This is a genomic window from Cryobacterium sp. N22 (genome assembly GCF_002929555.1).
Lineage (GTDB): Bacteria > Actinomycetota > Actinomycetes > Actinomycetales > Microbacteriaceae > Cryobacterium.
On the sequence record NZ_PJJP01000021.1, the window covers coordinates 1 to 13,073 of the forward strand.

10 protein-coding genes, 3 tRNA genes and 1 pseudogene are annotated in these 13,073 nt (G+C 69.5%); 12 read left to right on the forward strand and 2 right to left on the reverse strand.

The annotated features are described in order from the left end of the window. A pseudogene (locus tag CXY76_RS02550) lies at positions 1-849 on the reverse strand (NlpC/P60 family protein); the annotation flags it as partial. Further along, entirely contained in the window at positions 842-2,260 is a 1,419-nt protein-coding gene (locus CXY76_RS02555; protein WP_104162703.1) for a peptidoglycan DD-metalloendopeptidase family protein, read from the reverse strand. The pseudogene CXY76_RS02550 and the gene CXY76_RS02555, both read right to left, overlap by 8 nt. 316 nt (positions 2,261-2,576) lie before the next feature. On the opposite strand from CXY76_RS02555, the gene CXY76_RS02560 reads away from it, so the two are divergent. The 12 genes from CXY76_RS02560 (at position 2,577) to CXY76_RS02615 (ending at position 13,073) form a co-directional block, all read left to right on the forward strand. Beyond that, positions 2,577-2,649: transfer RNA gene (locus tag CXY76_RS02560), tRNA-Glu, on the forward strand. A 76-nt stretch (positions 2,650-2,725) separates the two neighbouring features. After that, positions 2,726-2,802, forward strand: a tRNA-Asp gene (locus tag CXY76_RS02565). 68 nt (positions 2,803-2,870) lie between these two features. Further along, positions 2,871-2,943: transfer RNA gene (locus CXY76_RS02570), tRNA-Phe, on the forward strand. 190 nt (positions 2,944-3,133) lie between these two features. Then, the gene (locus tag CXY76_RS02575) at positions 3,134-3,925 is read left to right on the forward strand and encodes a transglutaminase family protein (protein WP_104162704.1); all 792 of its coding nucleotides are present in this window, start codon (positions 3,134-3,136) and stop codon (positions 3,923-3,925) included. 163 nt (positions 3,926-4,088) lie between these two features. After that, entirely contained in the window at positions 4,089-4,718 is a 630-nt protein-coding gene (locus CXY76_RS02580) for an acyltransferase (protein ID WP_233199522.1), read from the forward strand. 238 nt (positions 4,719-4,956) lie between these two features. After that, a complete protein-coding gene (locus tag CXY76_RS02585) occupies positions 4,957-5,583 on the forward strand; it encodes an acyltransferase (protein ID WP_369826050.1) in 627 nt (208 codons plus the stop codon). Beyond that, entirely contained in the window at positions 5,580-6,278 is a 699-nt protein-coding gene (locus CXY76_RS02590) for a hypothetical protein (protein WP_104162706.1), read from the forward strand. The genes CXY76_RS02585 and CXY76_RS02590 overlap by 4 nt, the downstream gene beginning before the upstream one ends. A 14-nt stretch (positions 6,279-6,292) precedes the next feature. Further along, positions 6,293-7,570: an MFS transporter gene (locus CXY76_RS02595; RefSeq protein ID WP_104162707.1), complete on the forward strand. Its 1,278-nt coding sequence runs from the start codon at positions 6,293-6,295 to the stop codon at positions 7,568-7,570. Further along, positions 7,567-8,583 (forward strand): hypothetical protein, encoded by a 1,017-nt coding sequence (locus CXY76_RS02600; protein ID WP_104162708.1) that lies wholly within the window; start codon positions 7,567-7,569, stop codon positions 8,581-8,583. Before CXY76_RS02595 ends, CXY76_RS02600 begins: the two co-directional genes overlap by 4 nt. Beyond that, the gene (locus CXY76_RS02605; protein ID WP_104162709.1) at positions 8,580-11,222 is read left to right on the forward strand and encodes a WecB/TagA/CpsF family glycosyltransferase; all 2,643 of its coding nucleotides are present in this window, start codon (positions 8,580-8,582) and stop codon (positions 11,220-11,222) included. Before CXY76_RS02600 ends, CXY76_RS02605 begins: the two co-directional genes overlap by 4 nt. Positions 11,223-11,382: 160 nt before the next feature. Further along, positions 11,383-12,357: a glycosyltransferase family 2 protein gene (locus CXY76_RS02610; protein ID WP_158253821.1), complete on the forward strand. Its 975-nt coding sequence runs from the start codon at positions 11,383-11,385 to the stop codon at positions 12,355-12,357. Next, a complete protein-coding gene (locus CXY76_RS02615) occupies positions 12,354-13,073 on the forward strand; it encodes a hypothetical protein (RefSeq protein WP_104162711.1) in 720 nt (239 codons plus the stop codon). Before CXY76_RS02610 ends, CXY76_RS02615 begins: the two co-directional genes overlap by 4 nt.

Below are 13,073 nucleotides of genomic sequence, written 5' to 3' on the forward strand. Positions count from 1 at the left end.
GGGTGCTGAGGCGGCGGGCGGGTTGTTCTTGACGGCGGCGGCCGCGGCGGCCTGGGCCTTGGCCAGCGCGGCGGCGGATGCGGCGGCATCCAGCCCGGTCTGGTACTCGCGCTCCACGTCGGCGGTGGTGTCCTTCAGCAGGGCCAGCTGTTCGTAGAGCTCCGACGACTTCTTCAGCTCCACGTCGAGTGCGGCCTGGGCGCCCAGTGCGGCGTCGCTGGCCGAGTCGTACTTCTCCTTGGACTCGGTGCTCAGGCGCTTGCGTTCCGCGGTGGCGGCGGCGGCCTGGGCGATGAGCGATTCGGCGGTGTTCTTGTCCTGCACGGCCTGCCGGTAGATGGTCTCGGACTGTTCGCTGAGCTTGCTGGCCGTGCCGAGCTGGCTGAGTAGGTCGTCGGCGGTGTTGCCGTTGAGGAACAGGTTGAGGGAGAGGTCCTGGGCTCCGGTCTTGGCCAGGTGTGCGGCGATCAGGCCGGCGCGCATCTTGGAGGTGTCCGCGGCCTTCTGGGCCACCGCGGACTGCTTGTCCAGGCTCTCCTCCCTGGCCGTGGCCGCATCGAGGTCGTCCTGAGTGACCCGATAGGCCTCCGCGGCCATCTGGGAGTCCTGCGACGCGGCCGCTGACGACTCCTGCAGGCCGTTGAGCAGGCCGGTGAGGTTCTCGATCTCCTTCGCCTTGGTGGCCTCGCTCTGCTTGGCCTTGGCGACCTCGTCCCAGCTGGGGTAGTCCTCATCGGCGAAGGCCGGCACGGCCACGCCGGCCGCGGCGGTGACCGAGCCGATCAGTGCGGCCGACAGCAGTGCGGCCGAGGTGCGCCGCGAGCGGTGGGTGGATGTGTGATCAGCCAAGTGGCGCTCCCCTGTCGGACATGAACGGAACGGCGTTGATGCGGTTGCCGCCGCTGAACACCTCGAAGTGCAGGTGGCAGCCGGTGGAGGCTCCGGTGGTGCCGGAGCTGGCGATGTTCTGGCCCACCGAGACCTGCTGGCCGACTGAGACGAAGATGCCGCCGTCGCGGATGTGGGCGTAGCCCGTTTCGACGCCGTTGCCGTGGCTGATCTTTACGAAGTTGCCGTAGGTGCCGAGGCGGCCCGCGTAGACGACGGTGCCGGATGCGGCGGCGTAGATCGGGGCGCTGCAGCCGGTGCCGATGTCGGTGCCGTAGTGGAAACCGCCGCTGCAGCCGCCGCTGCCGCAGAGCTGGGCGCGGGCGCCGTAGCCGTCGGTGATGCGTCCGCCGGCGGGAACGCCCCAGCCCTGGCTGCCGACCTGGCCGCCGCTGAGGCCTGCTCCGGCTGAACCGGTCGAGCCGCCGGACGAGCTGGGCGGCCTGGCGGCCGCGGCGCGTGCGGCATCCGCCGCGACCTGGGCGAGGCGCGCCTTTTCGGCTTCCGCGGCGATCCGGGCCCGTTCGGCGACGCCGGCCTCATAGCCGGCGGTCGTCGTGGCCTGGGCGTCCTGCATGAACTGAAGCTGCTGCTCGAGGATCACGCTCTGCGCTTCGGAGGCGGCGAGGGCTCCCGCCGCCGCATCCGCCGCATCCTGGGCCGCGGCCATGGCGGCTTCGGCCGCGATGCGCAGTGTCTCGCGTTCGGCCCTGGCGACGGTGGCCTGGTCGCCGAGTGACTGGGCGGTGTTGTTGGCGGTCTGGGCTTGTTCGTACACGTCGGTGCTGCGTTCGACGAGCTTGCTCATGCTGCCGAGCTTGGAGAGCAGTTCGTCGGCGCCTTCGCCGCTCTGCTGTCCGTCGATGAAGAGGTTGACGCTGAGGTCGGTGCCGCCGGTGCGGTACAGCTGGGCGGCGAGCTGGCCGGCCTGGGTGGTGGCAGTGTCGGCCTCGGTCTTGCTGGTGTCGGCCTGGGCCTGTAGGTCGCTGGCGCGACGGCTGGCGTCGTCGAACTTGGACTGGGCGACCTCGAGTTCGGCTCCGCGGGCCTCGGCTTCCGCCTGGGTGCGTTCCACCTCGGTCTGCAGGCCGGCGATGAGATTCTGAATCTCGGTGACCTGGGCGGAGGCAGCGTTGGTGTTGGACTTGGCGGCAAGCACGTCGTCCCAGCTTGGATAGTCCACGGCCATGGCCGGGCTGGCCGGGCTGGCCAGGGTCACCGCGAGGGTCAGGGCGGCGGCGAAGCCGGTCACGCCCAACGTCGCCTGACGGGCGTCGATGCGCCTGACTCGGGTGGGCTGCTGCCGGTTCGGCCGCAGCCGGTTCAGGCTGGCGCGAACTCCGCGGCTGATCACGGTTGCCGTGCGCTTCATAACTCCCCGATCGGGCTTGTGCTTGTCACATTCGTCACTGTGGTAACTCTCGTCACAATAACAAACCCCGCTGGGTGGCCGGGGGTCGAATAAAACCTAACCCTCGAGCACCCCGATTCCCCGCCCATTCGCGGGCGCGGTGAAAACGCGACACGCCGAGGGGCGGATCGGGCCCGATTCCGGTTCTGGCCCGGAATCCCGCGGCGAACGGACCCTCGGGTCAGCCCCGCGGGCACCGGCCGTTGTGGCCGATTTGAACTATCGCTCTGCCAACACTTATGATTATGCGTCGGAAGTCATCAGCTTCCGGGAGTTCGGCCCCATCGTTTAGCGGCCTAGGACGGCGCCCTTTCACGGCGTTAACACGGGTTCGAATCCCGTTGGGGCTACGCATACTGTAGGTTGTACTCGGCACAAAAAGTTAGACAGCATCACAGCAGCATCGCAAGAAAAGCATCATAGTTTGGCCCTGTAGCGCAGTTGGTTAGCGCGCCGCCCTGTCACGGCGGAGGTCGCCGGTTCAAGTCCGGTCAGGGTCGCCAAGGCGACAAGCCCTTTCGAAAGAAGGGGCTTTTCGTCCTTTCGAAGGCGTCTCTCGAGCCGCGTTCGAGGCCCTGTAGCTCAGTTGGTAGAGCGTTCGACTGAAAATCGAAAGGTCACCGGATCGACGCCGGTCGGGGCCACTTGGCCATCTGCGGGCTTCTACCGCGGGTGGCCATTTTTTTATGCCCGAAAACAGGCGAACTTCGGGTCGAGTGTCGTCGCGGCCGAGCCGGGCTCCCGCCAGAACGCGCGAACTGTGAGTTAAGCACCTAAAATCCGTCGGGTTAGGTGCTTTTCTCACGGTTCGCGGATGTATGCCACGATGTGGGCATGAAACGCTCCGCCTCCGCGCATCTCGAACTCGTTGCACACGGGCCCGCCGAGCTGGTCCTGTCCGTCGCCGTCGCCGCGGACGCGAACGCCACGGAGCAACTCACCATCCTGCAGAACAACACCGCGCTGGCCTACCGGGACGTCCTCGACGCGCACGGCACCCGGCTCCAGCTCGTCGCGGTACAGGCCGGGCGGATCGACATCGACTACACGGTCGAGGTATCGGGCCAATCCGAGCCCGCGGAGGTGTCCGACATCGACATCGTGCGCTACCTCCGGCCCAGCCGCTATGTCGAATCCGACCACCTCTGGCCAACCGCGCAGGCCGAGTTCCGTGGGCTCACCGGCACCGCACTGCTCGACGCGATCACCTCCTGGGTGGGCACGCACCTGAGTTACGTGCCCGGCGCCAGCCTGCCCACGGATGGTGCGGTGCGCACCCTGCTGGCCCGGCAGGGCGTCTGCCGCGACTACGCTCACCTCGTCATAGCCTTCCTGCGCGCGCACGACGTGCCGGCCCGCCTGGTGTCGGCCTACGCTCCCGGCCTGTCCCCGATGGACTTCCACGCCGTGGCCGAGGCATATCTCGACGGCGCCTGGCAGGTCGTCGACGCCACCGGGCTCGCTCCGCGCCAGTCCCTTCTGCGCATCGCCACGGGCCGGGACGCCGCAGACACCGCCTTCCTCTCCTCGGCGGGCGCCGCAATTGGGCTGAATGCACTCACCGTCACCGCCGTCGCCGACGTGCTGCCGCGGGACGACGTCACCGGGCTGGCCCGGCTGGCCTAGACGCCACCCCTGGAGTGGTTACAGCGGGGCCGGAAGGCACGCGCTATGTTCCCTGCAGCGCACACCAGAACTGAGCAAAACTCACCCGTGCCTGTCGCCCCGGGTCAGGCCGATGACAGCACGAGCCCCGCGCCATCCGGCTCCCAACTTGCAAGGGATACTCGTGACGACAGACGCCGGCGCCGTGAGGGCGATATGGATAGCACCGTCCGCCGACGTCGACCCCCGCGCGGTGCTCGGCGACGGCAGTACGGTGGCGGACCGCGCACAGGTACGCGAATTCGCCCGTCTCGGCCCCGGCTGCGCCATCGGGCGCGCCGTGTACCTGGGGCCGGGAGTGATCCTCGGACGCCAGTGCACCGTGCAGGACTTCGCCCTGCTCTACGAACCGACCCTGCTGGAGGAACGGGTGCACGTCGGGCCTGGGGCCGTGTTCACCAACGACAGATATCCCCGGGCCGTGTCGCCGGCTGGGCGCCGCAAGACCACAGCCGACTGGGACCTCGTCGGCGTCACCGTGCGCACCGGGGCGTCCGTCGGCGCCAACGCCGTCTGCGTCGCACCGCTCACCATCGGGCGCTGGGCCGTCGTGGCCGACGGCTCCGTGGTGACCGCCGACGTCCCCGAGTACGCCCTGATGGACGGGATTCCGGCCAGGAGGGTGCACTGGGTGGGGCAGAGCGGCGCCCGTCTGAACCACGTGGGCCCCGGCCTCTTCAGATGCCCGGTGACCGGCGCACACTACGGCGAACACAACGGCACCCTCCACCCTCTCGGATTTGCCCCCCGATAAGGTCACAGCGACTCCTTCCCGGCCCGGCTATGGTCGCGTCGTGAGCACCTGAGTTTGCGTCAGGTCTCGTCACGGGTCCGTTCCGGGGGTGTACAACTGCCGGCGTCGGGCTCTGTCCGAGCTGTACCTGTACACCCGAATTGCAGGGATGGAACGTGAACAGAACCATTAATCGTCGACCCCTCCGCGCGGCCTGCTGCCCCGCAGCCTCCCGACGCCGCCTCTCTGGGCGATGCTCATGATGCCCACGCCGGGAACGGCCGGGCACGCACTCATCGAGCCGACTGCCGACGTGGACGCGACCGCGGAGGTCGGCGCCGATACCCGCGTGTGGCACCTCGCCCAGGTGCGCGAGCACGCAACCATCGGCAGCGGCTGCATCCTGGGGCGGGGCTCGTACATCGGGCCTGGCGTGATCCTCGGGAGCAACTGCAAGGTCCAGAACTACGCCCTGATCTACGAACCGGCGGTCCTGGAAGACGGCGTCTTCGTCGGTCCCGCCGTGGTGTTCACCAACGACGTGTTTCCGCGGGCCGTCAACCCCGATACGAGCATCAAAGACGCCGACGACTGGCACTCAGTCGGTGTGCACGTCGGCACGGGCGCGTCCATCGGCGCCAGGGCCGTCTGCATCGCACCGGTCAGCATCGGCCGTTGGGCGCTTGTCGCGGCCGGCGCCGTGGTGACGAAGAATGTCCCGGACTACGCCGTCGTCGCCGGCGTCCCGGCCCGACGCATCGGCTGGGTCGGCCGGGCGGGGATCCCGCTGCGCGCTGAGGACGACGGCCGGCTGACCTGCCCGGCCACCGGCGAACACTTCCACGAGCGCGACGGAGTCCTCATGGCCGAAGGAGATCCGCGATGAACAAGCGTCAGCTCGGCCTCACCGCGCTCGGCCTCACCGTGGCCGTGGCGACGGCCGGCCTCATCGTCGCCCAGCTGCTGCCGGCTACCGACCAAAGCCGCGTGGTGGCGGAGTCCACACCATCGGCCTCGGCGCTGCCGACACCCGACGCCGGCGGCACCCCGATGCCGTCCGAGCCCACCCCGGCCGACGACACGGCATCACCGGCTCCGGAAGGACCGCAGGCCGACCCCATCCCCGACACCGACACCGAGGTGGGCCCCCGCACGTCAACTGAAGTGCTCCCGCCCGGTCAGGTCAACGTCACCCTGCCGCCGTCGAAGCCCCGGTCCGCCCTCGTGTCACTGCCGCTCCCTCCGGCCGCGAATTCCCTCGGCGAGGTTGTGGACGGGTTCCCCACCGATGTCCTGCCGGGAATCCCGGACTCACTCGTCGACAACAGTTCGGTGGCGACGCAGGGCGACCGCCTGCAGGCCAGCCTCGAGGCGAAGACCACACTCGGCACCGACGATGTCCTGGCGTTCTACCGGCAGCACTTCGCCCCCCTGGGACTCCTCGAAAGCCCGACAACCAGCACCAAACGCGCGTCGACGCTCAGCTTTGCCCGCGACGACGATTCGGTCACCCTCTCGGTCACCGCCGTCGCCGGCGGATCCAGCTACGTGCTCTTCGGCGTCTTCACGGCGCAGGGTTGACGGCGGGCCGGCCTGTGTACATTTCCTTATCCAACCGGGGAGCAGCCGACCGGGGAACAACACCAGGCACAGCCTTGTCCCCCGGGCGCCCCGCCGCGACACGGGTGTCTTCGGTCGTCATCGCCCTCGGCATCGTCAGCCTGGTCACCGACGTCTCCTCGGAGTCGGTGTCGGCGATCCTTCCGCTCTACATCACGGGAGTGCTGGGCCTGTCGACGGTCGCCTACGGGTTTCTCGACGGGATCTACCAGGGCGTCAGCGCCATCGTGCGGATCGCCGGCGGCTGGGCAGCGGACCGTGGGGACCAGCCCAAGTGGATCGCGTTCTTCGGGTACGGACTGTCAGCCCTGGCCCGCACCGGGCTTCTCTTCGCAACCGGATTCACCTCCCTCGTGGCCGTCATCGCGGTCGATCGTCTCGGCAAGGGCGTTCGGACCGCCCCGCGCGACGCGCTGATCACAGCGTCGTCGCTCCCGGAGAACCTCGGCCGGTCCTTCGGCGTGCACCGCATGCTCGACACCGTCGGCGCCGCGGTCGGGCCACTGCTGGCCTTCGCGATCCTGTTCGCCATCCCCGACGGCTACGACACCGTCTTCGTCGTGTCACTCGCCTTCGCGATCGTGGGCGTGTTCGTGCTCGGCCTCATCGTGCCGAACACCCGTCCGTCGGCGGCGCTGGCCGCACCCGGCACCTCCCGGGCGTCGTTCAGGTGGGCGCAGCTGAGGGATCCCCGGCTGCGCCGCCTGCTCCTGACCGCGGGCCTGCTGGGCATCGTGACCATCGGTGACGGGTTCATCTACCTGGTCCTGCAGAGCCGGGATGCCTTCGCGGCGGCCTGGTTCCCCCTTCTCTATGTGGGCACCAACGTCGCCTTCCTCCTCCTGGCCATCCCCCTGGGCAGGTTCGCCGACAGGTTCGGCCGTGCCCGGGTCTTCGTCTGCGGCCACCTCGCGCTCCTCACGGCCTACGTCTGCGCCGCGGTCCCCGTTGCCGGGCTTCCGACGACGATTCTCTGCCTGATCGCGCTCGGTGTGTTCTATGCGTCCACCGACGGCATCCTCGCGGCGCTCGCGTCCCAGTCGACGCCTGAGGCCAGCCGCGCCACAGCCATCGCGTCCGCCCAGACCGTCGTGGCCGTCACCCGGCTGATCGCGTCCACCGGATTCGGCCTGCTCTGGTTCGCGGTGGGCCGCGGCAACGCGATGATGATCATCGCCGGCGCACTCGCCCTGCTGATCCCGCTAGCCGCTCTCGTCCTGCGCGGCGCTTTCGCCCGGGTGCAGACGACATGACCGCCCGCAGACGCTCGATCGCCGCCGTGCTGGTGAGCGCGGTGCTCCTCGGCGGAGCCGGCGGCTACGGCATCGTTGCCTGGGCCGCTTCCCAGGAACGACGGACCGGCGCGAGCACGGTGCAGGCCGTCAGCACCGACATTGTGGCGACAGGCGACAGGATCGTGTTCCGCAACACGGCATCCGGCGACGGGTACGGCTTGGTCGCCTCCGTCCCGCTCGCCGATCCCGCCGGCGAGCGCTCCGTGACGACGGTGGCGTGCGACAGGGTGTACGCAACCACGGCCGCGCAGATGTGCCTCCACATCGACCGCGGGATCGTCACGACCTTCGCGGCCACCCTGCGCGGTGCGGACGCCGCCGAGCTGCGCTCGTGGCCGCTGCCCGGCATCCCCAGCCGCACCCGGATATCCGCGAACTCCCACCTCGTCGCCATGACAGCTTTCGTGACCGGGGAATCGTATGGGACGGTCGCGTTCTCGACCCAGACGACCATCTCCACAGCCGACGGCACCGACTTCGGCAATCTCGAAGACTTCGCGCTCATGGTGGACGGTGACCGCATCACAGCGGCCGACCGCAACATCTGGGGCGTGACCTTCGCCAGCGACGACTCCACGTTCTACGCCACGGCGGCCTCGGCCGGACGCACCTGGCTGGTGCAGGGTGACCTGGCCGCCCGCACCCTGACGGCCATCCGGGAGTCCGCCGAGTGCCCGTCGCTCTCCCCCGACGGCCGTCATGTCGCCTATAAGAAGGTCGTGGCCGGCACGCAGCCGCCGATCTGGTCGATCGCGGTGCTCGATCTCGGCACGGGGGTGGAGACTCTTCTACCCGCCCCCGGCAACGTCGACGACCAGGTGGAATGGCTGGACGATTCGACGCTGCTCTACGGGCTGGCCCGCACCGATGTCGTCGGCGACAGCGATGTCTGGTCCATCTCCATCGACGGGGTCAGCGAACCTCGCCTCTTCATCCCCCATGCCTGGTCTCCCTCGGTGGTGCGCACATGACTCTCAACGAAGCCAGAATCGTCCTGGGCGGGTCGGCCTGCGACCTCCTGCGATTCGACGACTCCATCGATCGCATCGCGGGGCACCTCGCCGCGCGCGACGTTCCGCCCCTGGCCGTCACGTCGATCAATCTTGACCACGTGCACCACTTCGGGGCGGGCTCCGAGTGGACAGGTACCCTTGCGGCGGAAGGCCCGCTGCCCGGCGCCGGTCAGGGTGACCTCGCCTGGCTCAACCTCATCGACGGCGCCCCCCTCGCCGCGCAGGCCAGGCGCCTCACCGGCCGGGACTGGCCGCGTCTGGCGGGCAGCGATCTGATCGGCCCGATCCTTCAGATGTGCGAAAGCCGCGGCACCCGCATCGGCTTCCTGGGCGGCGCGGCCAGCACCCATGGACGTGTCCTCAGCGAGCTCGCCGTCAGTCACCCCGGCCTGCGCATCTCCGGGTGCTGGGCACCCACCAGGGACGAGCTGCGGGATCCGGTGCGATCGGATGCGATCGCCCGCGAGATCCGCGACGCTGACACCGAGCTGCTGATCGTCGGACTCGGCAAACCCCGGCAGGAACTCTGGATCGCCGAGCACGGTGTGGCCACGGGTTCCCGGGTGCTGCTGGCCTTCGGCGCCGTCGTCGATTTCCTCGCCGGACGGGTGAGCAGGGCTCCGCAGTGGATGTCCCGGCACGGCCTGGAGTGGGCGTGGCGGCTGGGCCTCGAACCCCGGCGCCTGTTCACCCGGTATCTGGTGCAGGGGCCGCCTGCCTATCTGGCGGTCCGGCGGACGAGAAGCACGACCGACGACCCGGCAGCGATACCGTCCCCGGTCATCGTCGGTGCCCACGCGAGCGGGCAGCCGCCAGAGTCGCGGTTCGCCGGCCCTGACGAACACGCTGACGTCGCCGTCATCGTGGTCGCCGACGCCGCCGTCAGTCTCACTCCGCTGCTCGAGGCACTCCGCTCCGAATGCCAGGACCTCAGGCTGCGGTGCATCGTGGCGGCCGCCGACCACGATCGAATCCCCCCGCTCGACCTGCTCCTCGAGCGCGACGTGATCCTGGTCCCGGGGGCGCCGAACCGCGGCCACGCCGGTTCGATCAACGCCGCGCGAGCACACATCGGGAACGCCGACGCTGTGCTGGTGCTCGACGGCACCGGAGTGGTGGAACGTGGCGCGTTGCGGGCCATGGTCGACCGGATGAACCGGGTCGGCGCCGGTGCCGTCATGCCTCGGCTGCTCTCGGCCGACGGCAGCACCCGGCGGCATCTGCGGAAGGAGCCCACCGTGGGCCGGGCACTTCTCAGCACTGACACCGACGCCATCGACATCAACCCTGAGAGCTATGAACACGCTCACCAGGTGCGCTGGGGCTACGACACCTGCCTCCTCGTGCGCCGGGACGTTGCCGACCGGGTCGGCGACCGGGACGAGCGTTTCAGCACCCCCGCCGAAGAGCCGGACTACTTCCGCCGAGTGCGGGAGAGCGGGGCAGCCATCTGGTACGAGCCCGCCGCGAGGATCCGGTACGAGCCCCGCCCGGAGGAATGCACCCCGGCGCTCACGGCGCTTCTCACGGCGAGCCGGGTGCGCTTCACCCGCCGTTACCACTCGCTCGGCTACGCGCTCGCGTTCCAGGCGGCCCTGGCCGTGACCGCCGCGCGCCACTTGACCGACCCTGCCCAGCGCCGGATCATTCGCACTCTGCTGGCGGGAAGCGCCTGGAGCTCGTCCCCGCCCGAGACCCGCGTGCCGGCCGAGGACTCGCCGTCCAGGCCCGCACCGGGGGCCAGGTCGAGCACACCGGCCGGGACCATCATCATCCCCGCCCACAACGAGCACGCCACGATCGGCCGCACGCTCTCCCTGATCGCGCCGATGGCGTTCCTGAACCAGGCTGAGATCATCGTCGTCTGCAACGGCTGTTCCGACAACACGGCGTCGATCGCCCGGGGGTTTCCCGGCGTCAAGGTCTACGAAATCGAGACGGCGTCCAAGACCGCAGCCCTCAACGTCGGCGACGCCGCGGCCGGTTGCTGGCCGCGGCTCTACCTCGATGCCGATGTCGGGATCGAGCCGGTCACCGTCCGCGCGATCTTCGACTCGCTGTCACCGGGGCGTGTCCTCGCCGCCCGGCCGGCGTCCGCGTACGACACCACCGGGGCATCCGCGCTGGTCAAGAGCTACTACCGGGCTCGCGGGAGGATCCCGACCAATCGCGCCGCACTCTGGGGCGCCGGCGCGTACGCCGTGAGTGCGGCCGGGCATGACAGGTTCGCCAGGTTCCCCTCGGTCACGGCCGACGATTCCTACGTGGACAGTCTCTTCGATCCCGCCGAAAAGGTGGTCGTCCCGACCAGCGCGCCCGTGCGGGTGTACACCCCCAGGACCGTCTCCGGCCTCATCGCCGTGCTCGCCCGGCAATATCGGGGCGTTGCGGAGCTGGGCGCCGTATCGACGACTCTCTGCAGCGTCAGGGCTCTCATCGGCTCTGTGCGGGGTCCGGCGAGCGCGACCGATGCCCTCTGCTACGGCGCACTCACCGCTGTCGGTCGGCTGAAGACCCACCGGGCATTCAGCCGCGGCACCGTGGGGTGGGAACGCGACATGTCAAGCCGGGTGGCGCCCGACGACCTGGCGGCGTGACACCCCACGATGCCTGTGCTAATCACCCCATTTCGGGGGACCGCCGCTTTCTCGACACCGGGATACTGTCTGCTCCACCGGTACTCGAGATTGGCTCGGATGTGCCGTGGACCTGGCGTCACCGTCGTTGGGGTCCCACAGAACTCAGGGGGGTGAACGAGTGCGATCGCCCTCCGATGGTCCCGGCAGCTTTATTCGAGGACACCAACCCGCAGACGTCGCCGTCGTCATCGTCACCTATAACAGCGCTGCAGACATCGGGTCCCTGCTGGCCAGCCTGCGGGTTTCCGCCACAGCCGTCGGGATGCGTGTCATCGTCGTCGACAATGACTCCACCGATGACACCCTCGGCGTGCTTTCCGCCCACGGTGACGTCACCGTGGTCTCCGCCGGCGGCAACCGCGGCTACGCGGGTGGCATCAACGTCGCCCTGCGTCATCTCGGACCGGCTCGCAGCATCCTGGTGCTCAATCCCGACCTCGTCGTGTGGCCGGGCAGCGTCGAGGGCATGCTCGCCAGCCAGGCATCGACCGGAGCCGGCATCGTGGTCCCCCGCCTGGTCGATTCCCGAGGCAACCCGCAGGCGTCGCTTCGCCGCGAACCGAGCGTGCTTCGATCCTTCGGTGAGGCCCTGTTCGGCGATCACGCCACCTGGAGGCCCGCCTGGCTCGCCGAGACCGTGTACGACCCAGACAGCTACAGCTCCGCCCACCCCATCGAATGGGCCACCGGCGCCGCACTGCTGATCCACCGCGGCCTGGCCGACAGGCTCGGCGACTGGGATGAACGATACTTCCTCTACTCCGAGGAAACCGACTATTTTCGCCGTGCACGCGAGGCCGGCGCGACGGCCCGGTTCACTCCCGTCGCCACCGTCGAGCACCGTCAGGGCGGATCCGGCATGTCACCCGGGCAGGCCGCGCTCCTGTCGGTGAACCGGGTTCGTTACGCCCAACGGCACGGGAGCCGGGCGGCGGCGGCCTGGGTGCACCTCGCGGTCACCCTCCACGCGGCGCTGCGGGCTCGCCGGAAAGCCGACCGCCACACCCTGGGGATCCTGCTGGATCGCCGGCGGTGGGCGTCACTGCCGCACGCCACGGTATCGGGCGTTGTGACCGCTGGGCCGAGCGAATGACCGCCCCGGCCCTCATCAGGGTTCTCATCCGGCGCTGGTACATCGTCCTAGCCGTCCTCGCCGTCGTCGGCGTCGGTTTCGCCACGCTGAGCCGGACCGGGGGCGCCTACGTCGCCGAGTCGACCGTGGTCTTCGTGATCCCCGGCAGCGCAGCGGTCGGGATCTTCGACGATCGCAAGCGAGACACCCTGGTGGAATTCGTCGGCGCCGTCGAACTCGAGGTCAACAAGGGCGAACCCCCGGATCGGCTCCCCAAGTCTGCCCCGCTCGTCGGCGCCGGAGTATCCCAGGGTTACCAGGTCGTGATGCCCAATACCGGCGGGCAGTGGCAGTTCAGCTTCCCCGATCCGGTGTTGTCGGTACGGGTCACCGGACCGAGCCCCGAATGGGTGCGAGCGACCCTCGACACGCTGCTGGACCGGATCGACACCGTCACGGAGAACAGGCAGGGCGCCGTGAGCGCGCAGGTCGCCATCAGCACGGATTGGGTGCCGGCCGAGGCGACGATCAACTACGTCGGACCGACCCGCCAGACCCAGGCGCGGGCCCTGCTGGTGCTGGGCCTGGTCGGCACCGGCCTCGCCGCGGCCGCCGCGGTACTCGTCGACCGGCTCGCCGGTCGGCTCTCCCAACGTCGTCGGCAGGCCGGGCCGCCCGGCCCGGTGCTGCCGTCGATTTCTTCCCACGGTGTGGACGCCAACAGACGGAGCGTGTGA